This is a genomic window from Monashia sp. NPDC004114 (assembly GCF_053603855.1).
On record NZ_JBSGGK010000023.1, the window covers coordinates 28,650 to 51,956 of the forward strand.

Sequence of the window (23,307 nt, forward strand, 5' to 3'; positions counted from 1 at the left end):
TAACCATGGCTATAAATTTGGAGGGCGGATGCACGTCGGGATCAAGGTGCCGAACTGGGGTCCGCTGGCCGGACCGACGGCCGTCGCGCGGGTCGCCGAGGCGGCGGACGAGCGAGGCTTCGGGTCGGTCTGGGTGTCCGACCACGTGGCGATCCCGGCGGCCGCGGCGAAGGAGGGGACCGGTCTCGACGCGCGGACGCCGTTCCTCGATCCACTCACCACCCTGGCCTACCTGGCCGGCCGCACCACCCGGGTGCAGCTGGGCACCGGCGTCTACGTGCTGCCCCTGCGCCACCCCATCGTCGTCGCGAAGGAGGCCGGCGGGGTCGACATCCTCAGTGACGGGCGACTCGTCCTGGGCGTCGGCGCCGGGTGGCTGCGCGAGGAGTTCGAGCTGCTCGGAGCCCCGTTCGGCGAGCGTGGGCGGCGCACCGATGAGGCCATCGACACGCTGCGCGACTGCTGGGGCGCGGCACCTTCGGGCCCGGCCGTGCAGATGTGGCCGCGCCCGGCGCGGTCCGTCCCGATCGTCGTCGGCGGCCACTCCCCGGCGGCCCTGACGCGGGCCGTTCGCCGGGGTGACGGCTGGTATGCCAGTGGGCTGTCGGTGAGCGACTTCGGCGCCCTGGCGACGCAGCTCGCGGGGCGCATCGCGGCGGAGCGCCCCGGCGAGCGACTGCTGGTCGGCACGCGCGCCGCGGACGTCAGCGCACCCGAGGCCCGACGGGTCGTCGACGCCTACGGAGCGGCAGGTGCCCACTTCGTCATCCTCGACACCATCGCGACGAGCGTCAACGATGCCGTGGAGTGGGTGCACCGCACGGCCGACACCCTCAGCCTCGAGGGCGCCCCTCACGCGCCCCTCGTCAGCGAGCGCGCCTGGGGGTGACGCCTCCGGGCCTCCCAGCCTCCTGGGCACCGAGGATCCGCCTGCACGGCTCTCGCTTTTATGGTTACTATTACTAGATATTCGACGAGGAGGGCCGTATGGCAGACGTGGGTGGCGTGCTGACGGGCACGACGGTGGTGGACTTCGGCCTGAACATCGCCGGACCGGCGTGCGCCAGCCTGCTGGCGGACCTCGGGGCCGACGTCGTCAAGGTCGAGGCTCCCGCAGGTGACACGAGCCGCGGTATCGCACCCCAGACCGGCGGGGTCAGCACGATGTTCGCGACGATGAACCGCAACAAGCGGGGCCTCGGTCTCGACCTGCGCCATCCCGACGCCGCGCCCGTGCTCAGGCGCCTCCTCGAGAACGCCGACGTCGTAGTGCAGAACCTTCGGCCGGGCAAGGCGGGAACGCTCGGCCTGTCCGCCGAACAGGTCCATGCGGTCAACCCGCGGATCGTCCACGTCAGCATCGAGGCCTTCTATCCGTCCGAGGGATCGCGCCCCGGCTACGACCTCCTCGTCCAGGCGGAGACCGGGATGATGAGCCTCACCGGCGACCCCGACCGCCCTCCGTCGCGGCTCCCGGGCAGCCTCCTCGACCACGTCACCGGCCTGTGGTCTGCGCTCGGTGTCGTCGCCGCCCTCCACGGTCCGCGGGACCGCGTCGCCCTGACCATCTCGATGAGCGACGTCGCCCTGCATCTTCTCGGCGACCGCGTGGCGGCATACGTCGCAACCGGGAGCGTCCCGGGCCGGATGGGGTCGGCCATCGGGGTCACGACCCCGCTCCAGGCCTATCCCACCGCCGACTCCGACATCGTCATCGGGGCGGCGAGCGACGCCCTCTTCCACCGCCTTGCCGAGGTGGTCGACCCGGCCTTGGCGGGCGACGAGACCTACGCGACCCAGACCGGCCGCCTCGAGCACCGTGAGGCCCTCAACGCGCGCCTCATGTCCGCTCTCAGGACCGCGACCGCCGACACCTGGCTCGAGAGGCTCGATGATGCGGGCGTCCCTGCCGCACGCATCCGCGACCTCGGCGAGGCGACCGCTCGACACCGCGAGCACAGCGCTACCGGGCTTGTTCCGGTCGAAGGCGTCCCGGGCCTCGAGCTGGTCGCGAACCCGCTGCTCGACAAGTCTCAGGTCGGACCGCCGTTCGCCCTCGGCGGCGACTCGGCAGCCGTGCTCGCGGATCTCGGCTTCGGGGACGACGAGGTGACCGCGCTCCTGGACTCCGGCGCGGTGGTCGGCCGTGGGTGAGGGGCCGCTCGCCGGCGTCCGCGTCCTCGAGCTCGCCGGCCTCGGGCCGGTTCCCTTCACCGGGATGCTCCTCGCCGACCTCGGCGCCGAGGTCCTGCGGCTCGAGCGGCCCACCGGCCGCAGCATCCGCCTCGTCGACGACCGCTTCGACATCGTCGGGCGGGGCCGCTCGTCGGCGGCCGTCGACCTGAAGGCAGAGGGCGCGGCCGAGCTCGTCGCATCCCTCGCGTCGAAGGCCGACATCTTCGTCGAGGGCTTCCGGCCCGGGGTGTGCGAGCGGCTCGGCATCGGGCCCGACCGCCTTCAGGCCGCCAACCCGGCGCTCGTCTACGCCCGGATCACCGGTTGGGGGCAGGACGGCCCACGGGCCCGGCTCGGGGGCCACGACATCAACTACATCGCCGTCACCGGTGCTCTCGCCGCGATCGGCGAGAAGGGCCGGCGCCCGATGCCGCCGCTCAACCTCGTCGGCGACTTCGGCGGTGGCGGGATGCTCGCCCTCACCGGGATCCTCGCGGCACTGGTCTCCGCGCGGTCGACCGGCCGGGGCCAGGTGGTCGACGTGGCGATGGTCGACGGCGTCGCGACCCTGCTCGCGACGGCCCACGGCTACCGGAGCGCGGGCGCGACGTCCGACGAGCGCGAGTCGAACTTCATGGACGGCGGGTCGCCGCACTACCGGACCTACGAGTGCGCCGACGGCGGATACGTCGCCGTCGGGGCCGTCGAGCCGGTGTTCTTCGGCAACCTCGTCCGGGCCCTCGGCGTTGACGTCAGCGTCGAAGAGCAGCTCGACCGCAGCCGCTGGCCGCACATCACGGCCGAGCTCGAGCGGGCCTTCAAGGAGCGCACCCGAGACGAGTGGGCTGCGGTGTTCACGGACGTCGACGCGTGCGTCTCACCGGTCCTCACCTTGGCCGAGGCGGCCACCGACCCGCAGGTCGCGGCCCGCGACACGCTCGTGCGTCGCGACGGCGTCACCCAGCCGGCGGTCGCGCCGCGGTTCTCGGCCACGCCGGGCTCCGTCGGCCGGCCCCCGCGGCGGGCCGGCGCCGACACGCGGGATGCGCTGTCACAGTGGGGAGTTCCCGCCGACCGCCTCGATGCGCTGCTCGCATCCGGGGCGGTCGTCCAGGCAGAGGGCTGAGCGGGCCTCAGTGGGCCCAGGACTGGCCCGCCGTGTGGCTGTTGAGCAGGACGACCCCGCCGTCGACGACGATGTTCGAGCCGGTGAGGTAGCCGGTGTCCGGGCCGGCGAGGAACTCGAAGAACGCAGCGACCTCGTCCGGGTCGCAGAGCCGCGCGATCGGCGTCGTGTCGGCGATGTGCTGAATCGCCTCCGGCGGGACGACGGTCCGCAGCATCTCCGTGTCGACGCCTGCCGGCGAGACGACGTTGGCCGTGATGCCGAGCGGCGCGCACTCGAGCGCGATCGACTTGATGAGCCCGACCAGCCCGTGCTTGGAGGCGACGTATGCCGCGAGGCCCGCCCCGCCGAGCACGGACTCCACCGACCCGCACGCGAGGATTCGGCCTCCTTCACCGCGCACGACCAGCGCGGGAAGAGCGGCCTTCACGGTGTTCCACACCCCGACGAGGTTGACGCCGAGGATGGCGTCGCGGTCGGCGTCCGACATGTCGAGGACGGAGCCGGTCCGCGAGATGCCTGCCACGGCGGCCACGACGTCCAGGCCGCCGAACCGCTCGACAGCGGTTGCGACGGCCGCCTCGAGCGAGGGACGGTCCGCGACGTCGGCGACGACCCGGGCGAGCCGGTCGTCGGGACCGTCCACGGTGAGAAGCCCTTCGCCGTTGCGGTCGACCGCGACGACGCAGGCACCGGCGGTGAGGTAGCGCTGGGCCACCGCGCGTCCGACACCCGATGCCGCGCCGGTCACGAGGGTGACCCGGCCGTCCAGTCGCGTCATCAGCGCTCCGCCCCGAGCCGCACGGGCAGCCGCTCCGGGCCGCGGAGCATGCTGTTGGCGCCGTACTCGACGCCGGTCGGGTCGACGATCTCGAGGTCGGGGAACCGGGTCGTCAGGGTCCGCAGGACCGTGCCGACCTCCATCCGGGCGAGTGCCGCACCGAGGCAGTGGTGGGGCCCGAACCCGAAGGAGAGATGGCTCTTGCCCTGGCGCGTGACGTCGAAGGTCTCGGAGTCCTCGAAGGATGCCTCGTCGCGGTTGGCCGCAGCCACCGCCACCGCGACGGTGTCCATCGCCTTGACCTCGACCCCGCCGATGACGGTGTCCTCGGAGACGAGCTTGTCGACATACTGCGTGGTCCCGGCATAGCGAAGCAGCTCCTCGGTCGCCGACGGGACGAGGTCGGGCTGCTCCCGCAGCAGGTCCCACTGCTCGCGGTGGTCGCGCAGCAGCGTCACCATGCTGTTGCCGAGGAGGTTCGTCGTCGTCTCGTGCCCGGCGAAGACGAACTGGGTGATGACCGCGACGAGCTCGTCCTCGGTGAACCGGTCGTCGTCGCCGTCGTCCCCCTCGGCATTGAGCAGCGCCGCGAGCAGCTCCGTCGTCTCGCCGCCGCGCTTGGCGTTGAAGATGTTCGTCAGGTACTCACGCATCTCGAACACGCTTGTGTACGTGGTGCGCAGCGTGTCGACGTCGGACCAGTCCGCGCCCACAAAGCGGCCCAGGTCGCTGGCCCAGGCCCGCAGCGAGCCGCGGTCCTCCTTGGGGATGTCGAACATCTCGCAGATGACGATGAGGGGCAGGTGGTATGCGAAGTCCTCGACGAACTCGACGGTCTCCCGCCCGCGAAGCGGCTCGAGGAGGTCGTCGGTGATCTGCTGGATCCGCTCCTGCATCTGCGCGACGACCCGGTGGGTGAAGGCGCGTTGGGCCAGGCGGCGCAGGCGCTTGTGCTTGTCACCGTCGACCCCGCTGACTCGCTTCTCGTAGAACCCGAACAGGGCGACGAGCCTGTCGACGTCCTCGTCCCCGAGCCCGTCGATAACTGCGCGATACCGCGACCCACGCACCGACAGACCCTGCAGGGTCGTCGGGGCCGCGAGGATCTCGCGGCTGACGTCGTAATGGCTGACGAGGACGCGGTCCTTGAACCGGTATGCCGGGCCGGCCTCGCGCAGCCGGCGGTACATCACGAACGGGTCGGCCATGAGGACCGGGTCGGGCCCGAAGAACCGGGTCAGGTCCTCGTCGAGGGTCGTCACGGCGTCGCGCGCGGGTCGTCGATCTCGACGAGCAGCGCGGGGTTGCCCGAGACGCGGCGCATCGTGTCGCCGATGACGCTCGTGAGGTGAGCGACGGGCAGCACGCAGTCGGCGCACGAGGCGCCCTCGAGGTCCAGGCGGAAGGACACCCGGTCCGGGGTCTGCTCGAGGACCTCGAGCTTCGTGCCGTCGGCCGAGACGAGCTGCTGGGCGGTCTCGATCGCGGCGTCGATGGCGGTGGTCATGACCATTCCTTGGGGTCGAGCGAGCGGGTGACAGGCAGCATGTTCGACATGCCGGGGAGCATGGTGCCGTGGAGGGATCCCTTGCCGCCGTTGACGATGACGGAGACATCCGCGGGCGTGTCCATGAGGTAGACCTTGCCGTCCTCGCGGACGTCTCCCGCCTCCTCGAGGGGGCCGTGCAGCGATGCAGGGAAGTTCCCGATCGGCACAGCGGCCGTCTCGTACAGGAAGGTCTGGACGTCCTCGATCCTCGGAAACTCCTTGGCGACGATCTTGGCCCACACCGGGTTGAGGGCGACGACCTGATGGGCGAACTGGGCCGAGTGGTCCATGTTGTTGTTGCCCATGAACGACAGGGAGCGACCGACGACCTCGAGGATCTCCGAGCCACTGCTCCCGTAGCTGTTGAGGATGTTCGCCGAGCCAAGGACCCCGAAGACCGTGACCGAGCTGCCGTCGAACCCGCGCCGCTCGCCGAGGGGTGCCCACGGCGACTCCTCGACCCATTCCGAGGTGACGATCCCCGTCACCCGGGCGGGCTGGCCGAAGACCGACTCCGACGTCACGCCGACGACCTGGCCGGCGACGTTGCGCATGAGCAGGCGCAGCGCCCGACCGATGGCGGGGGCCGGGCCGGCCGCGCCACCGAGGGCGCCGTGCTTGTACGGCAGCCCGAGCTCGTCCCGGACCGGGCCGCTGACGACGAGGGCGGGCACGACCGAGGCCGTCGTGGCGTTGAGGCCGGCGAGGTCGAAGGCCGGGTCGGCGAGGGCGTTCACCGCGGCGGCGAGCAGCGGCATCGAGCTCGCCGGCGCCCCTGCCATGACGGCGTTCACGGCGAGGTGCTCGACCGTGCAGTCGATGCCCGTCGGGTAGAGGGTGCCGAGCCTGGCGTCGGCCGCGAGGCCGCTGGCCTCGACGTGGGCGGCGACCCGCACTTCCGTCGGCGGCACGACCGGGAGCCCGTCGGACCAGCCGCGAGCGAGAGCCTCGGCAGAGAAGTCGGCGATGTCGTCGGGAACCTCGACTCGCTCGCTGGTCAGGACGACGGTCATCGCGACGCTCCCATCACGCTCAGCAGGTTGTCGTAGTTGTCGCGGGCCATCTGGCGCACCTCGTCCTCGGGGAGACCCTCGATCGGGTAGGGCATGAGCTTGATGCGGATCTGGTCGTGGCCCCGCTGCCCGGCGAGAGTCCTCCCGAGCGGCTCGAAGTGCTCAGTCGTCACGGCGACGGTCGGCAGGCCGCTGTCCAGGGCACCGACAGCGTCGTGGATCGCCCAGAGCGTGCACGAGCCGCAGTTGCCGAGGCCGCTGATCGCGACGTCGATGGACGAGAGGAACTTCGCGTACTCCTCGCCGCCCTCGGTCATCTCCTGGTCACCCTTGCCGACGGGGGCGCGCCAGATGAGCGTCTCGGCTCCGTCCGCCTCGAGGAGCTTGGCCCACTCGTCGGTGATCCAGTCCCAGGAGAGCCAGAACCGGTCGCGCCGGAGGCCGACGGTCTTGCCCTTGATGGCGCCGACCGGCGGGCACTGGGGGTGCCCGACCGCTGTGCGGCCGGGCTGGGGGGACAGTACAAGCGTCATTGCTCCTCCAGAGGTCTCAGTACTACAACTGTAGTGTTTCTCTGATCATTGATCCAGAGGGTCTGGCGATCTATTCGCAGAAACCCTCATCCGGCGGTCACCAGCCGGCCGCTGCAGGTGCGGTGACCCCTCGTCGCACCTCGCAGGCGTCGAGGATGCGCTGCCTGACGGCGAGCCCTCCGCTCGGCAGGTTCCACGTCAGTCCGGCGACGACTCCGTCGTCACCGGCATGGAGGACGGCGGCGAAGCGACGCTCCGCGACCGAGCCGGCGACGACCTCGAGGTCGGTCGCGCGGGCGAAGTGGCCATAGGCGTTGATCCGCACGTCGTGCTGCTCGGACCAGAAGTACGGAAGGGCGGCATAGGCCTCGGTGCGCCCCAGGAGGGTGGCGGCCGCGGCGACACCCTGCTCCTGGGCGCTCGACCGGTGCTCGACCCGCATCCGCTGCCCGAACGTGGGGTTGAACCAGCTCGCGACATCGCCCGCGGCCACGACCCCTGGGGCTGCGGTGAGGCGCTCGTCGCACACGAGCCCGTCGTGGAGGGCCACCCCGCTGCCTACGAGCCATTCGACGTCAGGCTCGCCGCCGACCGCGGCGACGACGAGGTCGGCCTCGACGTGGGTGCCGTCGGTGAGCACGACACGCTCGGCGCGCGCCTCGCCCTCCACCGCCACGACGCCCCTGTCGAGGAGGAGTCGGACCCCTCGGTCGTGATGGACCCGGGCGAGCTCGCTCCCGACGACCGGACCGAGGTGCCGCTCCATCGGTGTCGACAATGGGTCGACGAGGGTCGTCGAGAGGCCTGCGCCGCAGGCCGCAGCCGCGACCTCGCAACCGAGGAAGCCGGCCCCGATGACGACGACCGACGTCGCGGTGGCGAACGCCTCGCGGAGCGCTACCGCGTCCTCCCAGGTGCGCAGGAGATGGGTGTTGGCGAAGTCATGGCCGAAGGGGAGGCGACGGGGGCGACTGCCCGACGCGACGACGAGTCCGTCGAAGGGCAGCGCGCGGTCGCGGCTCGTGTGCACGACCCGGTTGTCGAGGTCGAGTCGCACGGCCGACTCACCGAGGTACCAGTGGGCGTCATCCGCGGCCAGGGCAGGCGAGGAACGCAGGAGGATGCGGTCGAGCCCCCATCCCCCGGAGAGCACCTGCTTTGACAGAGGCGGACGGTCGTAAGGCCGGTGCGCCTCGGCGCCGATGACCGAGATCGTCCCGTCCCATCCGCGCCGACGAAGGGTGTCGGCGGCCGTGAGGCCGGCGACTCCAGCGCCCACGACGACAACGCGGCGAAGCTCCTCAGGCATCGGCGGCGACCATGATCGCCTGCGCCGGGCACGAGAAGGCGACGTCGTCGACGTCGGCGGCCTCGTGTCCGGCACCGGCGGGGTCGATGAGCTCGACGAGCCCCTCGGCGTCATCAGAGGTGAAGACGTCCGGCATACGCATGACGCACTGGCCCGAACCGACGCAGCGCTCCCGGTCGACAGCGATGTCCACAGTTGCTCCTCGAGTAGTTCCTGCGAAGTATTCGCAGAGATTACTCCGCTCGCACCCACACCGCCACTACGTCTATAGTTTCGACCGTGAGCTCCGTTCGTGAACGCGTCCTCGACGCAGCGATCACCCTCCTCGGGACCGAGGGCCTGCGCGCGCTCACCCACACGCGGATCGACGCCAAGGCGGGAGTCCCCAAGGGGTCGACCTCGAACTACTTCCGCACCCGCGCGGCCGTTCTCGAGGGCGTCGTCGACTGGATGTATGCCGTCGAGCGCCCCTCGGTGACAGCGGCATACTCCTTCGACACCCAGGACGAGTTCGCGCGCGCGCTCGCCGACCTCTTCGAGCAGATGACCGGACCAGGACGCGTCATGACGACCGCGCGTCTCGTCCTGCTCATGGAGGCCAGCCACGACCCCGTCGTCCGCGACGCCATGGCCCGCGGCCGCACCGGGATGGAGGAGATGATCATCCCCGCGGTAAAGCGGCTCGGCGCCGTCGAGCCCGAGGTCGCCGCGCACGCGCTGTCGGCGACGTTCGAGGGGCTGTTCCTGCAGAAGCTCGCCCGGCACGTCGACGTCGAGGCCGGACCCATCCTCGCGAAGGTCGTGGACGCCTTCGTGGGCCAGGGCAGCGCCCGATCCGCGGCCGTCCGGAGGTCAGGACGGTGACCTACGTCCTCGTCCACGGCGGTGGTTTCGGCTCTGCGACGTGGGACCGGCTCGTCCCTTTCCTGCAGGGTCCCGCGCTGGCTGTCGACCTCCCGGGTCGCGGCCGCCGCGCCCACGTCGACCTGCGGACCGTGACTGCACAGGACTGCGCCGAGGCGGTGGTGGCCGACATGGTTGACGGCGGCATCGACGACGCCATCCTCGTCGGCCACTCGCTCGCCGGCGTGACCATCCCCCGGGTGCTGGCTCTCGCTCCCGAGCGCGTGCGCGCCGCCGTCCTCGTCTCCGCGATCGTGCCGGGCCACGGCGACCCGGTGATGACGACGATGGACCCCGCCACACGTGCGGCGGTGGAGCCCACGCTCGCGTCGGGGATCTACAGCCCCGGGGCGGGTGCCGGTCTGGAGATGCTAAGCAACGACCTCGACACCGAGCAGGTCGAGTTCGTCGTGAACAGCCGGACCGACGACTCCCTCCGGCTCCTCGAGGAGCCGGCCGACCTGAGTGGCCTGCGGGCCCCGGTACCACGTTGGTACGTCCACCTGACCCTCGACCGGCGCGTCCCTCCCGCACTCCAGGACGCGTGCAACGCCCGGTGGGGCGGACGGCGCGTCACCCTCGACACGGGCCACATGGCCATGGTCGCCGATCCCCGCGGGCTCGCGAACATCCTCCGCGCCATCGATGAGAGTCCGGCGGACGACACGGCAGGGCACCGGGCGGACTAGGTGCCCGGGCCGGGCCGGGGCCCTGGGACCGCGAAGGTCACCACCCCCCGTGGATCCTCGGTGCTGGTCACGACACCGCGAGCCTCGAGGACCTCGAGGTGCGCGTAGGTCTCCCTGGTCGCGAGGGTCCGGTTGAAGAGGTCGAGCTCGGCGAACGGCCTGTTCCGCCTCGTCCACGGCAGGGCACCGGCGACCTCGAACGCGGTGCGAAGGCCTCCCTTCACCACCTCCGCCGCCAGCTGCAGCCGAGCCTCGTGGTGCGCGAGGAGCTCATCGACCCGAACGTGGGAGGACTCGGCAACCGGTCCGTGCGCCGGCAGGAGCCGCAGGTCGGGCAGCGACCGCACCTTCGCCAGCGAGGCCAGGAAGTCACCGAGCGGGTCCTTGGCCGGCGGGGTGACGTAGCCGATCGAGGGCGTGATCGTCGACAGGATGTGGTCGCCCGCGAAGAGCAGCAGCTCAGCGCGGTCTGCGAACACGACGTGCCCCGGGGTGTGGCCGGGTGTGTGCACAGCATCGAGGGTGCGCTCGCCGAGGTCGATCCGCGAGTCGCCGTCGAGCCACCGATCCGGGTACCTCCACCGCGTCGGGTCGATCGGCTCCGGCTCGCGCTGGTCCCACTGCCGCACGAGCTCGAGGGCGCCTGCCGACAGCAGCGCTCGGCGCGACCAGGCGCGACTGGACTCGGCACCCTCCTGGAGGACGTCGAGCGTGGGGCGCTCGCCGGCTCCCAGAGCGACCTCGATGCCCAGCTCGGACCCGAGGACGGCCGCCATCGAGTAGTGGTCGCGGTGCACATGTGTGACGAGGAACCGGCGGATGTCGCCGATGCCCGTGCCGAGCGCTCCCAGACTGCGCTCGAGGACCTCCCGCGCAGCCGGCAGTGCCCACCCGCCGTCGACGAGCGTGAGCCCGTCGGCCCCCTCGATGACGTAGACGTTGACTGCCTGGAGCGCGTCGTTGGGCAGGGGCAAGGGGATGCGGTGGACGCCGTCTGCCACCCGCCAAGCGCCCTCGACCGTCCAGCCGAGCCCGGAGTCCGGCGAGACGCGAGCGGCCGTCGAGGGTGAGGCGGTCTCCATCGGTTGATCGTAGCCGCTCCGACGATTAATTATCATCAATCATGGTCGGTGGGATCGTCGTCCGCGCTGGCGAAGAATGTGAGCACTGCTCTTGGTTTTTCACCTCGGATGCGTCATGCTTCATGCATTGAGAGAGCAGTGCTCACATTTTAGGAGAGATTCCATGCGACCCTCATCGCACCGGTTCACCGCAGCCGCCTGGTTCGTCGCCGCGGGAGCGGCGCTCGCGGCATACCCGATCCTGCGCCCCTACCCAGGTGGTGGCGCTCCCGACGGCTCGACCCAGCTGGCCTCTGGCGCCTGGCCCCTCGCGCACGTGCTGGGGATGTTCGGCTTCGTCGCGGTGGCCTTCGGGCTCCGCGCGCTCGACAGCATCCGACCCGCAGCGTGGTCTGGCAGCGCCGCCCGGCGTGCGGAGACGTTCGCCTGGGCGTCCGTGGCCCTGCTGCTCCCCTACTACGGCGCTGAGGCCTTCGGCCTGCACGCGCTCGGGCAGTATGCCGCCCAGCACGGTGACGTGGCCGTGCTCGCGGTCGTCGACTCGTTCCGGTACGCCGCCCTGCCGATGACGCTCTTCGGGATCGGCCTCGTGCTGCTGGCCGTCACCGGAGTGCTCGTCGCTCGGGGCGCACGAAGCGGCGGGGGACTATCGCGAGTGGGCGGCCTGGTCGTCGCAGTCGGCGCGGTCACCTACCTGCCTCAGTTCTTCGGGCCTGCGCCGGTGAGGATGCTCCACGGGCTCGTGCTCGGCGCGGGTCTCGCCCTGCTCGGCGTCGCCGTGGCCCGGACCCGCGATCTGGCCGACCCGTCGAGCGGCGGCGGCACCCATCAGGAGCACGAGACCGCCCCCTCCGCGACCTAGCCGGGCCCCTCGTCACCGGTTCGAGGTAATCGGGTGGAGGTATGGGGTCGGTGTATTGGGCGACCGATCACCTCGACCCGATCACCTCGACCCGACTACCTCGCCGACAAGAGGTCGCGAAGACCGGTAGACGGACGTACGCGGAGCTCGAGCCACAGCATCCGCGAGAGGAGGTCGAACTGTCGCCAGGCCTCGGCCAGGTTGCCCTCGGCCAGGTGGATCTCGATGACCACGCGGTGGGCGGTCTCGCGCAGTGGCGACTGGTCCACCGCTGCCAGGCCGACCTGCAGCGCGCGGGCCGGCCGGCCCTCGTGCACCAGTCGCCGGGCCATGCTCTCCATCGCATGAAGGCCCAGCTGGCGACAGCTTTCCCGTGAGAGGTCAGCGAAGACCTCCGACCAGCCCGGCAGCAGCTCCTGGGTGAACAACGAGGCATCGACGCCGGCCAGGTCGAGCGTCACCCCGGCTTCCAGCTGCCGGGCCAAGAGCTCGACCCGCTCGACGTCGACGACTACACCGGAGGAAAGACAGACCCCACCTGCGGTGACCTCGATGAGTGAGGGGGCTGACTGGCGCAGCCGCCACAGCACGGTCCTGAGATTCGCGTGAGCTCGCAGCTCCTCGTGGTCGGGCCACAGCAGGCTGGACAGCCGCGCCCTGCTCCAGAGCCGCCGTTCCACGGTCAGCAGCGCGACCAGCCGCCACGTTGACGGTGGCAGGACCAGGGGGGTCTCACCTTGGCGCACGGAGAACTCGCCGAGGAGGCGGACCTCCAGCTCGGTCGGCGACACCGGGCCAGCACCGGCTGACGCGGTGTCGAGACGCATCTGACCTACGGCTGGCTGACTCATCACGCACTCCCATCGACGGTGGCTGGCGCATGGCTGGGCGACAACTGTCTGGCCTCACCACCGGCGATCGACGTCTTCAAGCCGGGCACGTTCGGTCACTGGACGGATGTCGAGAACTTCCACGACTACCGCAGCCAGAACCACGACGACCACGACAAGTACGACAAGGTGGCCAAGCTGCCCGATCCCGCCGTGATCGACACGTACAACCCGATCCTCGGTGCCAGGGACGCCGTCGCGGCCTCGATCCAGATCCTGAACCACTGGGTGGCAAAGGATCCCTGGACGACTGCACGAGCCACGATCACCGGGCTGCTCACGCTGTCCGCCGCGGCCAAGCCGGCCGACGGTTCGGTCTAGCGGTCCTACCACCAACCCGCCGAGGGGTATGCCGTCCGGCTCAGCCAGCCGGCATACCCCTGGGCGAAGGCGCGGGCTAGGACCGCGCGGCTTCGACGGTCTCGGCCCCGATGGTCTTCGCCTCGTCGCCCTCGTCAGCGCGCACGCGGGCGGACAGCACGAGGAAGAAGAGCACGAACGCGACCGTGAGCAGGATGTGGCCCAGGCCCGAGATCCCGGCGAGCGCCGGGCTCGTGGCCGCGGCCGATCCGGTCACCTGCAGGATCCCCTTGACCGTGAGTCCGGCGACCGTCAGCGCAAGGCCGACGTTCCAGGTCCACATGAACCACCCGTGACGACGGTCCTGCGACAGCCGGAAGCTGCGCTGCAGGGCTAGGACAAGAAGCAGCACGACGGTGCCGAGGACCAGAGCGTGCGTGTGCACGACCGACAGCTGGGTCCAGCCGGTGAACCCTTCGGCCTTGGTCAGCTCGCGGTAGCCAAGCCCGCCGGCAAGACCAACGGCGGTCCAGGCCGCCGCGGCGCGGACGAGGACGGTTTCAGGGCGTTTCATCGACAGAGACCTCTCACTAGTTTCGCGACACCGTGTCGCCATACTCCGAGCGTATGGTTGGCGACACAGTGTCGTCAACTTCGGGACGCTATGTCGCCAAGAGGAGGAGCGATGCCGAGGATTGCCGCGGCGACGGTCGCCGAGCACCGGGCCCAGGTCCAGACCCGCCTCGTCGACGCCGCCGAGGACATCCTCCGAGCGGGCGACGGCGCTGCGCTCACGGCCGGGGCGGTCAGCTCGGCTGCGGGCATCGCGCGCAACAGCATCTACCGTTACGTCGACTCCGTCGAGGACCTGCGGTTCCTCGTCGTCGCGCGCTACCTCCCGAGCTGGCTGGCGGCCGTCGACGAGGCCGTCGCCGGCGCCAAGGACCCTCGGTCGCGTCTGACCGCCTGGGTCGCTGCGAATCTCGAACAGGCGGCCGCCACCGGGCATGGGTGGCTCATGGAGGCGATGCGCGCCGCACCTGTGGCCGCGCCGTCCGGGCCCGACGCGGGCGCGGGCGGCGACGGCGCCGAGGCGGTCGAAACGGCACATGCAGCGATGAACGACGTGGTCCAGGCCACCTGGCTCGAGCTGCTCGGCGGTGACGAGGGGCGCAGTGCGGTCGCAGGCGCGATGACGATGGCCATCGTCGAGACGGGCTTCCGGCAGCTCGACGCCGGCCAGCCGGAGGGCCTGGTCACGGACATGAGCACCCGGGCCGTCGCCGGTCTCGTCGCCGCCTTCACGGCATCCTGACTCCGCAACAAAGCGCATCGAGCTCAGTGGAGTGAGCGACCCGTCGCTCCCGCCACTTCGGCCACGGGACTCCTGTGACGGGGCGCCCACTCGACGTGGGACGGGGCGCCCACTCGACGTGGGACGGGGCGCCCACTCGACGTGGGACGGGGGCGCTCACTCGACTGGGCGCGCCTCGCGGCGTCCGGGGCGGCGAGCCGCCCGGTAGTCGTGCCACACGGAGCTGACGATCGCGCTCCACACGACGAGCTGGCCGAACAGCAGCAGCCAGACCAGCATCGCGGCGGCGATACCGAGCGAGCCGTAGAGGGCAGACGAATGCTCGAACCGGGCGGGCAGGTAGAGCCTGCTCACGGCGTGCATGAGCGCCAGCCCGACGCCGAAGACCAACGCCCCCGGCACGAGATCCGTCCAGTGGGACCGCCGGTCGGGCAGCTGGCGCATGACCGCGAACCAGCAGGCCCCGGCCACCAGGGCCTGCACGAGGGCGGACAGCACGACGCTGCCCGGGAAGAGCCCGTCGAGCTCACCGACGAGCCGGGCGCTGAACGCGACGAGCGACACGAGCGCAACGAAGAAGAACACGGATACGACGAGCTGCCGGGTGCCGGCCTTGCCGGTCGTCGTCTCCCAGAGGTGGGCGTTGACGAGCACGAGCGTCCGCCGCAACAGCATCGTCGTCCAGAGCACTCCGAAGAGGCCGATGACCGCAAGGATCCACCACGAGCGGCCGCCCTCGGAGAGGGCGGTGAGCACTTCGGCACGCGCGGCGCCCGAGATGCCGGTGGCGTCGACGGCGCCGTCTCGGACCTCGTTGTCGCTGCGCCCCAGGGCGGAGAGCAGGGCGACGCCCAGCAGCACGACCGGCAGCACCCAGAAGAACAACCGGAACGCGATCGCGCTCGCGAGCAGCATCCCCTGCCGGGCGGCATACGTGGCGAGGGCAGCGAGGGGCAGTCCAAAGAGCGGCTGCCGCTGCGCCAGCTCCTCGTAGCGCCGGCGTGCTGCCTCGGCGCGCACACGGAACTGCTCGATCCGCCCCACCGACGTCTCGGCCTGCGTATCGGCCCGCGTGCCGTCGGGCCCGTCCGGCCCCTCGACGGCAGTGCCCATGACTGAGGATTGCACGGAAGTCTGCGCCGGGTGGGTAGCCCCACAAACTCAGCCGCGTGGCCGGCGCAGTCTCCTGCGCCGGCCACCGGCCGGACGTCAGGCCAGCGTCAGGCTGGCGCGGCGCTTGTCGCGGTCGATCTCGAGGATCCGTACCGTCACGGCATCGCCGACGGTCCGTCCGGCGTCGCCGTGCAACAGCCCGTCCGCGTCCTTGGCGATGCGGACGAACGAGCCGAAGGGCACGACGCCGACGACCTCACCGGTCACCACGTCGCCCTGGCCGAGCTGGTCGAAGTCACGCTCGTCGAAGCGGGTCATGCGTTCACCTCCTTCCTGTGCAGGCTCCGCTCACATCGGTGAGCGGGGAGGTGCCCGCGCGGAGGTCACGGCACAGCCGGGACGCCCTTCGTGTCACGGCACACGGCCGACCCGGCAGTCACCCGGTGACGGTAGGCCGAGCTGGCGCCCGAGAGCAAGTCCCCCGCCGGGACGAGAAAGCCGACGCGCGTATGCCGCTCGCCTGGGTCAGTGGGTCACCGTCCGGTCGAGACGCAGGAAGCCGTGCGGGAACTCGCGCCGCTGGATGCCGAGGCGGGCGATGCCCTTCGCGACCTTGAGTGTCTCCTCCTTGCCGACGAAGGTCGGGTTGGTGCATTCGTAGTCCATGCCCTTCCAGTGGATCGTGCATCCGCGGGCGGCCACCGTGTTGCGCACCCAGTCGGTCTCGCGACCCCACGGGAGCGCGATGGTGAAGCGGCCCGCGCTGGGCATCACCGCCACCGGGATCGCGTACTCCTTGCCGCTCTTGCGTCCCCGGTGTCGCAGCACCGCCCACAGCGGGAACAAGCGGTGCCCGGCGAGGTGGATCGCGAACCGGTTGAAGGACTGGGCAGACGCGGGAGCAGCCATGACCCCAGCATGCCGCGCGAGCCTGGGTGTCGAAAGGCGACCGGCCGCTGCTGGGGCACCAGACGTGCGCCGCGGCGCAGCGGTGGCTGCGCGGATGGTCAGCGGGTGGCATACCTCCTCAGCTCGGCCTTGGCGAGGGCGTTCTTGTGCACCTCGTCGGGGCCGTCCGCGAAGCGGAGGGTGCGGATGCCGGCGAAGGCCGGCGCGAGCTCGTGGTCCTGGCTGAGTCCACCCGCGCCGTGAGTCTGGATCGCCTTGTCGATGATCCACTCGACCGTGCTGGGGGTGGCGATCTTGATGGCCTGGATCTCGGTGTGGGCACCCTTGTTGCCGACGGTGTCCATGAGCCAGGCCGTCTTGAGCACGAGCAGTCGCAGCTGCTCGATGCGGACGCGCGACTCGGCGATCCAGTCGCGCACGACGCCCTGGTCGGCGAGCGGCCTGCCGAAGGCCACCCGCTCGGAGGCACGGCGGCACATCGCCTCGATGGCGACCTCTGCCAGGCCGATCGAGCGCATGCAGTGGTGGATCCGGCCGGGGCCGAGGCGCGCCTGGGCGATGGCGAAGCCGCTGCCCTCCTGCCCGATGAGGTTGTCCACGGGGACGCGGACGTCGTGGAACGCGAGCTCGGCGTGGCCGCCATGGTCGTGGTCGTCGTAGCCGAAGACCTCCATCCCGCGGACGATCTCGAGGCCGGGGGCAGCTCGCGGCACGAGGACCATCGACTGCTGCCGATGGCGGTCGGCGCCCGGGTCGGTCTTGCCCATGACGATGAAGACCTCGCACTCGGGGTTCATCGCGCCGGTGATCCACCACTTGCGGCCGTTGATGACGTACTCGTCACCGTCGCGGTGGATCGAGGTCTCGATGTTCGTCGCGTCGCTGCTCGCCACGGCCGGCTCGGTCATGGCGAACGCGGACCGAATCTGCCCGCGCAGCAACGGTTCGAGCCAGTTCACCCGCTGCTCGTCGGTGCCGAACGCCGCGAGCACCTCCATGTTGCCGGTGTCGGGCGCCGCGCAGTTGAGCACGGCCGGCGCGAGCCGGATGCAGCGGCCGGTGATCTCGGCCAGCGGGGCGTACTGCAGGTTCGTCAGCCCGGCGCCGTGCTCGCCGGGCAGGAACACGTTCCACAGCCCGAGGTCCCGGGCCTCCTGCCGGAGCTCCTGCAGGACCGGGACGGTGCTCCACGCCCAGCGGTCGTCGAGCGCCGAGACCTGCTCGTCGAACACGGGCAGCGACGGCTCGACCCGCTCGTCCATGAAGGCGAGCAGCTCCTGGCGCAGCTCCTCGGTGCGTGCGTCGAACGCGAAGTCCATCAGTCCTCCTTCACCCCAGGCGGGTTCGTGCCGTCGAGTGCGGCGAGGCCGGCCGCGACAAGCGGGCCGGTCGCCTCCCCGATCGTCGCGAAGCCCTCGCCGACGGTCTGTCCTTTGGTGTAGCGGTAGTGGATGCCCTCGAGGATCACCGCGAGCTTGAAGTAGGCGAGCCCGAGGTGGAACGAGACGCCCGACAGGTCACGGCCGCTGCCCGCCGCGTACCGCGCGAGCAGCTCTGCCGGCGTCGGATAGCCCGGGGCCCGCGACGCATCTGAGACGGCGTTGGGTCCGACGACCAGCGGCAGCGACTGGTAGGCGTCGAGCAGCGCCACGTCGGTGAGCGGGTCGCCGATCGTGGCCATCTCCCAGTCGAGGACGGCGGTGACACGGTCGTCGTCGACGAGGAGGTTGTCGAGCCGGAAGTCACCGTGGACGATCGCGGGCGCCCCGCTCTGTGGCACCGAGGAGGTGAGCCGGTCGTGCAGCTCGTCGATGCCGGGCAGCTCGCGGCTCCGGGACGCGTCGAGCTGCTGTTTCCAGCGCCGGACCTGGCGCTCGAGGAAGCCGTCCGGCCGGCCGAAGTCGCTCAGACCGACCGTGGCGGGATCGACTGCGTGCAGGGCCAGGAGGGTGTCCACCATCCGCTCGGCGACGGCCCGGGTGCGCTCCGGCCCGAGCAGCTCGAGCTCGGCTGCGCTCCGGTACGGCGTGCCGCGCACGTGCTCCATGACATAGAACGGGGCGCCGATGACATCGTCGGTCGCGCACACGGCATACGTCGCCGGCACGGGCACGGGCGTGTCGCGCAGCGCCGAGATGACGCGGTGCTCCCGCACCATGTCGTGGGCCGTCGCGAGCACGTGTCCGAGCGGGGGTCGGCGCACGACGACCGTATGCCGTCCGTCACCGACGACGTACGTGAGGTTGGACTTCCCGCCGGCGATGAGACGGCCGGTGAGGGGACCGTCGAGCAACCCCGGCGCCTCGATGGCGAGGAAGTCCGCGAGCGCCGCGAGCGGGAGGCCCCGCGGGTCGGCCCCGGGCGACGGGGGTGCGTCGCTCATGTCAGTCCCTCGGGCCGCCGGCGACGTAGATGACCTGGCCGGAGACGAACCCGGCCTCGTCGCTGGCCAGGAACGACGCCGTCGCCGCGATGTCGTCAGGCTGACCGACGCGACCGACGGGAATCTCCTTGGCGGCACCTTCGAGGAACTGCTCGAAGGTGATGCCCATCCGCTCGGCGGTCGCCCGCGTCATGTCGGTGGCGATGAAGCCGGGGGCGATCGCGTTGGCCGTGACGCCGAACCGGCCGAGCTCGATGGCGAGCGTCTTCGTGAAGCCCTGCAGACCGGCCTTGGCCGCCGAGTAGTTGGCCTGGCCGCGGTTGCCGAGCGCCGACGTGGAGCTGAGGTTGACGATGCGACCCCACTTCGCGTCGACCATGTACTTCTGGCACGCCCGCGACATGAGGAAGGAGCCGCGCAGGTGCACGCCCATCACGGCGTCCCAGTCGCCGGCCGTCATCTTGAACAGCATGTTGTCGCGGATGATCCCGGCGTTGTTGACCAGCACCGTCGGGGCTCCGAGCTCGGCGGCGACCCGCTCGACGGCTGCCTGCACGCCAGCCTCGTCGGACACGTCGACCCCGACAGCCAGCCCCTGCCCTCCAGCCGCCTCGATCTCGGAAACGACTGCGGCGCAGGCGGACTCGTCAAGGTCGAGGACAGCGACGGCATACCCGTCGGAGGCCAGGCGCTTGGCGACGGCCGCGCCGATACCGCGCGCGGCGCCGGTGACGATGGCCGTGCGGGCAGAAGTGTCGGTCATGAGGTGGTCTCCTTGCTCGTTGGAGCGCCTGCGACGGTCTCGAGGCGCTGCTGGATCTTGTTCATGCCGGTGACCCACGCGTCGGGGTCGGCGGCGCGGCCGGCGTAGTACTGCCGCACACCGGGGTGTGGGAGGACGAGGGTCGCGTCCCCCTGCAGGCCCGCCCAGACGGCGTCCGCGACGTCCTCAGGAGTCAGGGTGCCGTCCCGCGTGAGGATGTCCTTCAGCGGGCCCGCCTCGTGCAGGATCCGGGTGTCGACACCGAGGGGGCAGACGGCCTGGACGACGATGCCGCGGTGGCGGTAGGTGGCCGCGAGCCACTCGGCGAGCGCGACCGAGCCGTGCTTGGTGACCGAGTACGGCAGGTCGCCGAGCATGGTGAGCAGCCCGGCCGCCGAAGCGGTCAGGACGAGCCGCCCGCCCCCGGACTCGAGCCAGAGGGGCACGAGCCGGCGCGCTGCTCGCACCTGCGCCATGAGGTTGACGTCGAGCATCCGTGCCCACTCGTCGTCGGTCGCGTCGAGGCCTACCCCTGACACGATGCCCGCGTTGGCGACGAACAGGTCGATCGAGCCGAGGTGCATCCGCGCCGCGTCGACGAGCGCGTCCACGCCGCTTGTCGTGGCCATGTCTCCCGGGATCGCATCGGCGTCGATCTCCCGCGCCGTGACGGCGAGCGTGTCGGCGTCGACGTCGCTGACGACGACGTGCAGGCCCTCGTCGACCAGCCGCGTCGCGATGGCCCGGCCGATCCCTCGGGCCGCACCGGTGACGACCGCGGTGCGACCAGGCGGCGGAACTGTCATGGGCACTCCTCGCGTGCGTTGCGGTCCGACCTCACTAAGCGCTTGCTTACCTTGGCGACTCGGGGCACCCCACGTCAAGTGCCGCGACCCTCTGGACGGGCGTTGGGCCTGCCGGCTCAGCGGCTCGGGCCGGTAGGTTCCGCTCATGGGAGCCTCTCCAGCACGCCTGGGTGCGGCCGTCGTGGGCACGGTCGCCGGAGCGCTGGGCGCACTGGCTGTCGTGACCAGGCTCACGCCGTGGCCCTCGGCGATGCTCGTGCGAGTCATCTTCGACCGAGGCGCGCGCGACGCGAGCGACGCCCTCGAGAAGCACGTGCCTCCTGGCCTGCACGAGGTGCTGGGAGAGACGTATGCCGCGGGCGACCCGGACGCGCGCATCGACGTCTTCCGGCCGGCGGGCTCCGGGGCTGGTCGCGAATCAGGCTCCGTTCTGGGACCGCTGCCGACGGTGGTGTGGATCCACGGCGGGGCCTTCGTCTCCGGCAACCGGACGCAGGTGGCCAACTACCTCAGAATGATTGCGGGACAAGGGTTCACGACCGTCGGGGTCGACTACTCCATCGCTCCCGAGGCCCGCTACCCGGCGCCGGTCCGGCAGGTGAACGCCGCACTCGACCATCTTGTCCAGCACGCCGACCGCCTGGACGTCGATCCCACCCGGATCGTGCTCGCCGGCGACTCGGCGGGCGCCCAGATCGCGGCACAGGTGGCAGCGCTGGCCAGCGACCCGGCATACGCGGAACGGGTCGGCATCACGACGGCGATCGACCGCGACCAGCTGGCCGGGGCCGTGCTGTTCTGCGGCGCCTTCGACTTCGACCTCGTCCGCGGGTCGTCGCGGCTCGGCTCGTGGCTCATCGACACGGCGCTGTGGGCGTACTCGGGCCGGCGCGACTACCTCTCCGACGAGACCTTGCAGCTCGCGTCGGTGGCGCATCACATCCCGACGACGTTCCCTGCGACGTTCGTGTCCGCCGGCAACGCCGACCCGCTCCTGCCGCACTCGCTCAGCCTCGTGGCCACGCTGGAGCGGCTCGGGGTCGTGCACGAGACCCTCTTCTTCGCCGAGGACCACAGCCCGGCCCTGCAGCACGAGTACCAGTTCGACCTCGACTCGGTGGACGGTCAGGTCGCCTTCGAGCGCCTCGTCACCTTCCTGCGAAGGGTCACCGACTTCTGACCCGACAACTGATCCGACTCCTGACCCGGCGCGCTGGTGGGTGTCGGACCGCCGAGAGAGGATCGGGGCATGCTGCTCTCCGATGTCGTCGCCACCTCGCACGCGGTCGCGGCCACCGCATCTCGCACCGCCAAGGTCGACGCGCTCGCCGGATGCCTGAGGCGGGCCTCGCTCGACGGTCCGGAGGTCGTCGAGCTCGTGGCGTCACACCTGTCCGGGGTGCTGCCGCAGCGGCGGATCGGGGTGAGCTGGCGCGGGCTCCAGACCCTGCCCACCCCGGCGACCGAGCCGACCCTCACCGTCGAGGACGTCGACGCAGAGGCGACCCGCATCGCCGCCTTCGGCGGGTCCGGTTCTGCCACAACGAGATCGGCTGCAGTCGAGGCCTTGTTCGGGCGCGCGACCGCTGACGAGCAGCGATGGCTGCGCGGTCTCATCACGGGTGAGACCCGTCAGGGCGCGGGCGACGGCGTGATGCTCCAGGCCATCGCGAAGGCAGCCGAGGTGCCCGACGCCGCAGTGCGTCGTGCAGTCATGCTGGCCGGCTTCTCCGGCCCCGTCGCTCGTGCGGCGCTGACCGGAGGCGTGCCCGCCCTGGAGGCGATCCACCTCGAGGTCGGCCGGCCGCTGCGGCCCATGCTGGCCGGTTCGGCGCCCGACGTGACCGAGGCCCTTGCCACGCTGGGGGGCGAGGTGATGGTCGAGACCAAGCTCGACGGCATACGGCTCCAGGCGCACGTCGACCACGGCACGGTGCGGCTGTTCACGCGCACGCTCGAGGAGGTCACCGACCGGATGCCCGAGATCACCGAGGCGCTCGTCGGGCTCGACGTCGAGACCGTCGTGCTCGACGGCGAGGTCATCGCCCTCGGCGAGGGCGGTCGCCCGCAGCCGTTCCAGGTGACCGGCGCCCGCACGGCGAGCACGGCGGACGTCGACCGGCTTCGCGAGCAGGTGCCCCTGACCCCGTTCTTCTTCGACGTCCTGCACCTCGACGGCGCCGACCTGCTCGACGAGCCCGCGGCCACGCGCTGGGAGCGGCTCGCTGCGACGGTCCCACCGGCGTGGCTCGTGCCCCGCGAGCTCACCAGCGACGCTGAGCGGGCGCGTCAGTTCTTCGCCGACCTCGTCGCCGCGGGTCACGAGGGCGTCGTCGTCAAGGACCCACGGCTGCCGTATGCCGCAGGCCGGCGCGGTCCCGGGTGGGTCAAGGTCAAGCCGCGGCACACCCTCGACCTCGTCGTGCTGGCCGTCGAGTGGGGCAGCGGTCGGCGGAGGGGCTGGCTGTCGAACATCCACCTCGGCGCCCGCGATGCCGAGACCGGTGACCTGGTGATGCTCGGCAAGACGTTCAAGGGCATGACGGACGAGATGCTCGCGTGGCAGACGGAGCGCTTCCAGGAGCTGGCCGTCGACGGCGCCGACCCCGAGGGATCCTGGGTCGTGCGGCTGCGCCCGGAACAGGTCGTCGAGATCGCCTTCGACGGCGTCCAGAGGTCGAGCCGCTACCCCGGCGGCATGGCCCTGCGGTTCGCCCGCGTGCTGCGCTACCGCGACGACAAGCCGGTCAGCGAGATCGACACGGTCGAGACGGTTCGATCGCTCGCCGGCTGGTGAGTCTTGGCC

The 23,307-nt window shown here is 71.2% G+C and carries 27 protein-coding genes; 10 read left to right on the top strand and 17 right to left on the bottom strand.

Annotated elements, in window-relative coordinates:
• The first annotated feature begins 28 nt into the window (after positions 1-28).
• From ACWEOW_RS22075 to ACWEOW_RS22085, 3 genes are all read left to right on the top strand, one after another.
• Positions 29-889: a TIGR03619 family F420-dependent LLM class oxidoreductase gene (locus ACWEOW_RS22075; protein ID WP_452271397.1), complete on the top strand. Its 861-nt coding sequence runs from the start codon at positions 29-31 to the stop codon at positions 887-889.
• 98 nt (positions 890-987) lie between these two features.
• A complete protein-coding gene (locus ACWEOW_RS22080) occupies positions 988-2,154 on the top strand; it encodes a CaiB/BaiF CoA transferase family protein (protein ID WP_452271398.1) in 1,167 nt (388 codons plus the stop codon).
• Positions 2,147-3,301, top strand: a complete 1,155-nt coding sequence (locus tag ACWEOW_RS22085) for a CaiB/BaiF CoA transferase family protein (protein WP_452271399.1) — start codon at positions 2,147-2,149, stop codon at positions 3,299-3,301. Before ACWEOW_RS22080 ends, ACWEOW_RS22085 begins: the two co-directional genes overlap by 8 nt.
• Before the next feature lie 7 nt (positions 3,302-3,308).
• Here the strand turns inward: ACWEOW_RS22085 and ACWEOW_RS22090 are convergent, their stop codons facing one another.
• The 7 genes from ACWEOW_RS22090 to ACWEOW_RS22120 all read right to left on the bottom strand — a co-directional run bounded on the left by ACWEOW_RS22090 (position 3,309) and on the right by ACWEOW_RS22120 (position 8,679).
• The gene (locus tag ACWEOW_RS22090) at positions 3,309-4,082 is read right to left on the bottom strand and encodes an SDR family NAD(P)-dependent oxidoreductase (protein WP_452271400.1); all 774 of its coding nucleotides are present in this window, start codon (positions 4,080-4,082) and stop codon (positions 3,309-3,311) included.
• Entirely contained in the window at positions 4,082-5,344 is a 1,263-nt protein-coding gene (locus ACWEOW_RS22095) for a cytochrome P450 (RefSeq protein WP_452271401.1), read from the bottom strand. Before ACWEOW_RS22095 ends, ACWEOW_RS22090 begins: the two co-directional genes overlap by 1 nt.
• Positions 5,341-5,589, bottom strand: a complete 249-nt coding sequence (locus tag ACWEOW_RS22100) for a hypothetical protein (protein WP_452271402.1) — start codon at positions 5,587-5,589, stop codon at positions 5,341-5,343. Before ACWEOW_RS22100 ends, ACWEOW_RS22095 begins: the two co-directional genes overlap by 4 nt.
• A complete protein-coding gene (locus ACWEOW_RS22105; RefSeq protein ID WP_452271403.1) occupies positions 5,586-6,644 on the bottom strand; it encodes a hypothetical protein in 1,059 nt (352 codons plus the stop codon). The genes ACWEOW_RS22100 and ACWEOW_RS22105 overlap by 4 nt, the downstream gene beginning before the upstream one ends.
• Entirely contained in the window at positions 6,641-7,177 is a 537-nt protein-coding gene (locus tag ACWEOW_RS22110) for a UGSC family (seleno)protein (RefSeq protein WP_452271404.1), read from the bottom strand. The genes ACWEOW_RS22105 and ACWEOW_RS22110 overlap by 4 nt, the downstream gene beginning before the upstream one ends.
• A 97-nt stretch (positions 7,178-7,274) precedes the next feature.
• On the bottom strand, positions 7,275-8,486 hold the full coding sequence (locus ACWEOW_RS22115; RefSeq protein ID WP_452271405.1) for an NAD(P)/FAD-dependent oxidoreductase: 1,212 nt from the start codon (positions 8,484-8,486) through the stop codon (positions 7,275-7,277).
• Positions 8,479-8,679: a ferredoxin gene (locus ACWEOW_RS22120; RefSeq protein WP_452271406.1), complete on the bottom strand. Its 201-nt coding sequence runs from the start codon at positions 8,677-8,679 to the stop codon at positions 8,479-8,481. The genes ACWEOW_RS22115 and ACWEOW_RS22120 overlap by 8 nt, the downstream gene beginning before the upstream one ends.
• A gap of 86 nt (positions 8,680-8,765) precedes the next feature.
• Between ACWEOW_RS22120 and ACWEOW_RS22125 the strand changes: the two genes are divergently transcribed.
• Together ACWEOW_RS22125 and ACWEOW_RS22130 are read left to right on the top strand one after the other, a co-directional pair.
• Positions 8,766-9,350, top strand: coding sequence for a TetR/AcrR family transcriptional regulator (locus ACWEOW_RS22125; protein ID WP_452271407.1), 585 nt, complete (start codon positions 8,766-8,768; stop codon positions 9,348-9,350).
• Positions 9,347-10,078: an alpha/beta fold hydrolase gene (locus tag ACWEOW_RS22130; RefSeq protein WP_452271408.1), complete on the top strand. Its 732-nt coding sequence runs from the start codon at positions 9,347-9,349 to the stop codon at positions 10,076-10,078. The genes ACWEOW_RS22125 and ACWEOW_RS22130 overlap by 4 nt, the downstream gene beginning before the upstream one ends.
• Here ACWEOW_RS22130 and ACWEOW_RS22135 read toward each other — a convergent pair.
• Positions 10,075-11,160: an MBL fold metallo-hydrolase gene (locus tag ACWEOW_RS22135; RefSeq protein WP_452271409.1), complete on the bottom strand. Its 1,086-nt coding sequence runs from the start codon at positions 11,158-11,160 to the stop codon at positions 10,075-10,077. The two genes, ACWEOW_RS22130 and ACWEOW_RS22135, sit on opposite strands and share 4 nt — an antisense overlap.
• A 163-nt stretch (positions 11,161-11,323) precedes the next feature.
• On the opposite strand from ACWEOW_RS22135, the gene ACWEOW_RS22140 reads away from it, so the two are divergent.
• Complete coding sequence (locus tag ACWEOW_RS22140; RefSeq protein ID WP_452271410.1) at positions 11,324-12,022, top strand: hypothetical protein; 699 nt, start codon at positions 11,324-11,326, stop codon at positions 12,020-12,022.
• A 95-nt stretch (positions 12,023-12,117) separates the two neighbouring features.
• On the opposite strand, the gene ACWEOW_RS22145 is transcribed toward ACWEOW_RS22140, so the two are convergent.
• Positions 12,118-12,873: an AfsR/SARP family transcriptional regulator gene (locus ACWEOW_RS22145; protein ID WP_452271411.1), complete on the bottom strand. Its 756-nt coding sequence runs from the start codon at positions 12,871-12,873 to the stop codon at positions 12,118-12,120.
• A gap of 18 nt (positions 12,874-12,891) precedes the next feature.
• Here ACWEOW_RS22145 and ACWEOW_RS22150 point away from each other — a divergent pair, with 18 nt between their 5' ends.
• Complete coding sequence (locus ACWEOW_RS22150; RefSeq protein ID WP_452271412.1) at positions 12,892-13,233, top strand: hypothetical protein; 342 nt, start codon at positions 12,892-12,894, stop codon at positions 13,231-13,233.
• 76 nt (positions 13,234-13,309) lie between these two features.
• On the opposite strand, the gene ACWEOW_RS22155 is transcribed toward ACWEOW_RS22150, so the two are convergent.
• Complete coding sequence (locus ACWEOW_RS22155; protein ID WP_452271413.1) at positions 13,310-13,786, bottom strand: DUF2871 domain-containing protein; 477 nt, start codon at positions 13,784-13,786, stop codon at positions 13,310-13,312.
• Between the two features lie 111 nt (positions 13,787-13,897).
• Here ACWEOW_RS22155 and ACWEOW_RS22160 point away from each other — a divergent pair, with 111 nt between their 5' ends.
• A complete protein-coding gene (locus ACWEOW_RS22160) occupies positions 13,898-14,527 on the top strand; it encodes a TetR/AcrR family transcriptional regulator (RefSeq protein WP_452271414.1) in 630 nt (209 codons plus the stop codon).
• 156 nt (positions 14,528-14,683) lie between these two features.
• On the opposite strand, the gene ACWEOW_RS22165 is transcribed toward ACWEOW_RS22160, so the two are convergent.
• From ACWEOW_RS22165 to ACWEOW_RS22195, 7 genes are all read right to left on the bottom strand, one after another.
• On the bottom strand, positions 14,684-15,640 hold the full coding sequence (locus tag ACWEOW_RS22165; protein WP_452271415.1) for a YihY/virulence factor BrkB family protein: 957 nt from the start codon (positions 15,638-15,640) through the stop codon (positions 14,684-14,686).
• 96 nt (positions 15,641-15,736) lie between these two features.
• On the bottom strand, positions 15,737-15,958 hold the full coding sequence (locus tag ACWEOW_RS22170; RefSeq protein WP_452271416.1) for a S1 RNA-binding domain-containing protein: 222 nt from the start codon (positions 15,956-15,958) through the stop codon (positions 15,737-15,739).
• A 207-nt stretch (positions 15,959-16,165) separates the two neighbouring features.
• Complete coding sequence (locus ACWEOW_RS22175; RefSeq protein ID WP_452271417.1) at positions 16,166-16,549, bottom strand: nitroreductase family deazaflavin-dependent oxidoreductase; 384 nt, start codon at positions 16,547-16,549, stop codon at positions 16,166-16,168.
• Between the two features lie 98 nt (positions 16,550-16,647).
• Positions 16,648-17,868, bottom strand: a complete 1,221-nt coding sequence (locus ACWEOW_RS22180) for an acyl-CoA dehydrogenase family protein (protein ID WP_452271418.1) — start codon at positions 17,866-17,868, stop codon at positions 16,648-16,650.
• The gene (locus ACWEOW_RS22185; RefSeq protein WP_452271419.1) at positions 17,868-18,932 is read right to left on the bottom strand and encodes a phosphotransferase family protein; all 1,065 of its coding nucleotides are present in this window, start codon (positions 18,930-18,932) and stop codon (positions 17,868-17,870) included. Before ACWEOW_RS22185 ends, ACWEOW_RS22180 begins: the two co-directional genes overlap by 1 nt.
• A gap of 1 nt (position 18,933) precedes the next feature.
• Entirely contained in the window at positions 18,934-19,695 is a 762-nt protein-coding gene (gene fabG, locus ACWEOW_RS22190; RefSeq protein ID WP_452271420.1) for a 3-oxoacyl-ACP reductase FabG, read from the bottom strand.
• The gene (locus tag ACWEOW_RS22195; RefSeq protein ID WP_452271421.1) at positions 19,692-20,501 is read right to left on the bottom strand and encodes an SDR family oxidoreductase; all 810 of its coding nucleotides are present in this window, start codon (positions 20,499-20,501) and stop codon (positions 19,692-19,694) included. Before ACWEOW_RS22195 ends, fabG begins: the two co-directional genes overlap by 4 nt.
• 145 nt (positions 20,502-20,646) lie before the next feature.
• On the opposite strand from ACWEOW_RS22195, the gene ACWEOW_RS22200 reads away from it, so the two are divergent.
• Both ACWEOW_RS22200 and ACWEOW_RS22205 read left to right on the top strand, forming a co-directional pair.
• A complete protein-coding gene (locus ACWEOW_RS22200; protein WP_452271422.1) occupies positions 20,647-21,681 on the top strand; it encodes an alpha/beta hydrolase in 1,035 nt (344 codons plus the stop codon).
• Positions 21,682-21,750: 69 nt separating this feature from the next.
• A complete protein-coding gene (locus tag ACWEOW_RS22205; protein ID WP_452271423.1) occupies positions 21,751-23,298 on the top strand; it encodes an ATP-dependent DNA ligase in 1,548 nt (515 codons plus the stop codon).
• Positions 23,299-23,307: the final 9 nt, after the last annotated feature.

Bases quoted from the DNA above. Each gene is read 5' to 3' on its own strand.
- fabG (WP_452271420.1), bottom strand. From the start codon at position 19,695: ATGACCGACACTTCTGCCCGCACGGCCATCGTCACCGGCGCCGCGCGC.
- ACWEOW_RS22075 (WP_452271397.1), top strand. From the start codon at position 29: ATGCACGTCGGGATCAAGGTGCCGAACTGGGGTCCGCTGGCCGGACCG.
- ACWEOW_RS22160 (WP_452271414.1), top strand. From the start codon at position 13,898: ATGCCGAGGATTGCCGCGGCGACGGTCGCCGAGCACCGGGCCCAGGTC.
- ACWEOW_RS22175 (WP_452271417.1), bottom strand. From the start codon at position 16,549: ATGGCTGCTCCCGCGTCTGCCCAGTCCTTCAACCGGTTCGCGATCCAC.
- ACWEOW_RS22105 (WP_452271403.1), bottom strand. From the start codon at position 6,644: ATGACCGTCGTCCTGACCAGCGAGCGAGTCGAGGTTCCCGACGACATC.
- ACWEOW_RS22110 (WP_452271404.1), bottom strand. From the start codon at position 7,177: ATGACGCTTGTACTGTCCCCCCAGCCCGGCCGCACAGCGGTCGGGCAC.
- ACWEOW_RS22170 (WP_452271416.1), bottom strand. From the start codon at position 15,958: ATGACCCGCTTCGACGAGCGTGACTTCGACCAGCTCGGCCAGGGCGAC.
- ACWEOW_RS22180 (WP_452271418.1), bottom strand. From the start codon at position 17,868: ATGGACTTCGCGTTCGACGCACGCACCGAGGAGCTGCGCCAGGAGCTG.
- ACWEOW_RS22200 (WP_452271422.1), top strand. From the start codon at position 20,647: ATGGGAGCCTCTCCAGCACGCCTGGGTGCGGCCGTCGTGGGCACGGTC.
- ACWEOW_RS22090 (WP_452271400.1), bottom strand. From the start codon at position 4,082: ATGACGCGACTGGACGGCCGGGTCACCCTCGTGACCGGCGCGGCATCG.
- ACWEOW_RS22165 (WP_452271415.1), bottom strand. From the start codon at position 15,640: ATGGGCACTGCCGTCGAGGGGCCGGACGGGCCCGACGGCACGCGGGCC.
- ACWEOW_RS22205 (WP_452271423.1), top strand. From the start codon at position 21,751: ATGCTGCTCTCCGATGTCGTCGCCACCTCGCACGCGGTCGCGGCCACC.
- ACWEOW_RS22135 (WP_452271409.1), bottom strand. From the start codon at position 11,160: ATGGAGACCGCCTCACCCTCGACGGCCGCTCGCGTCTCGCCGGACTCC.
- ACWEOW_RS22100 (WP_452271402.1), bottom strand. From the start codon at position 5,589: ATGACCACCGCCATCGACGCCGCGATCGAGACCGCCCAGCAGCTCGTC.
- ACWEOW_RS22185 (WP_452271419.1), bottom strand. From the start codon at position 18,932: ATGAGCGACGCACCCCCGTCGCCCGGGGCCGACCCGCGGGGCCTCCCG.
- ACWEOW_RS22155 (WP_452271413.1), bottom strand. From the start codon at position 13,786: ATGAAACGCCCTGAAACCGTCCTCGTCCGCGCCGCGGCGGCCTGGACC.
- ACWEOW_RS22195 (WP_452271421.1), bottom strand. From the start codon at position 20,501: ATGACAGTTCCGCCGCCTGGTCGCACCGCGGTCGTCACCGGTGCGGCC.
- ACWEOW_RS22115 (WP_452271405.1), bottom strand. From the start codon at position 8,486: ATGCCTGAGGAGCTTCGCCGCGTTGTCGTCGTGGGCGCTGGAGTCGCC.
- ACWEOW_RS22145 (WP_452271411.1), bottom strand. From the start codon at position 12,873: ATGAGTCAGCCAGCCGTAGGTCAGATGCGTCTCGACACCGCGTCAGCC.
- ACWEOW_RS22080 (WP_452271398.1), top strand. From the start codon at position 988: ATGGCAGACGTGGGTGGCGTGCTGACGGGCACGACGGTGGTGGACTTC.
- ACWEOW_RS22140 (WP_452271410.1), top strand. From the start codon at position 11,324: ATGCGACCCTCATCGCACCGGTTCACCGCAGCCGCCTGGTTCGTCGCC.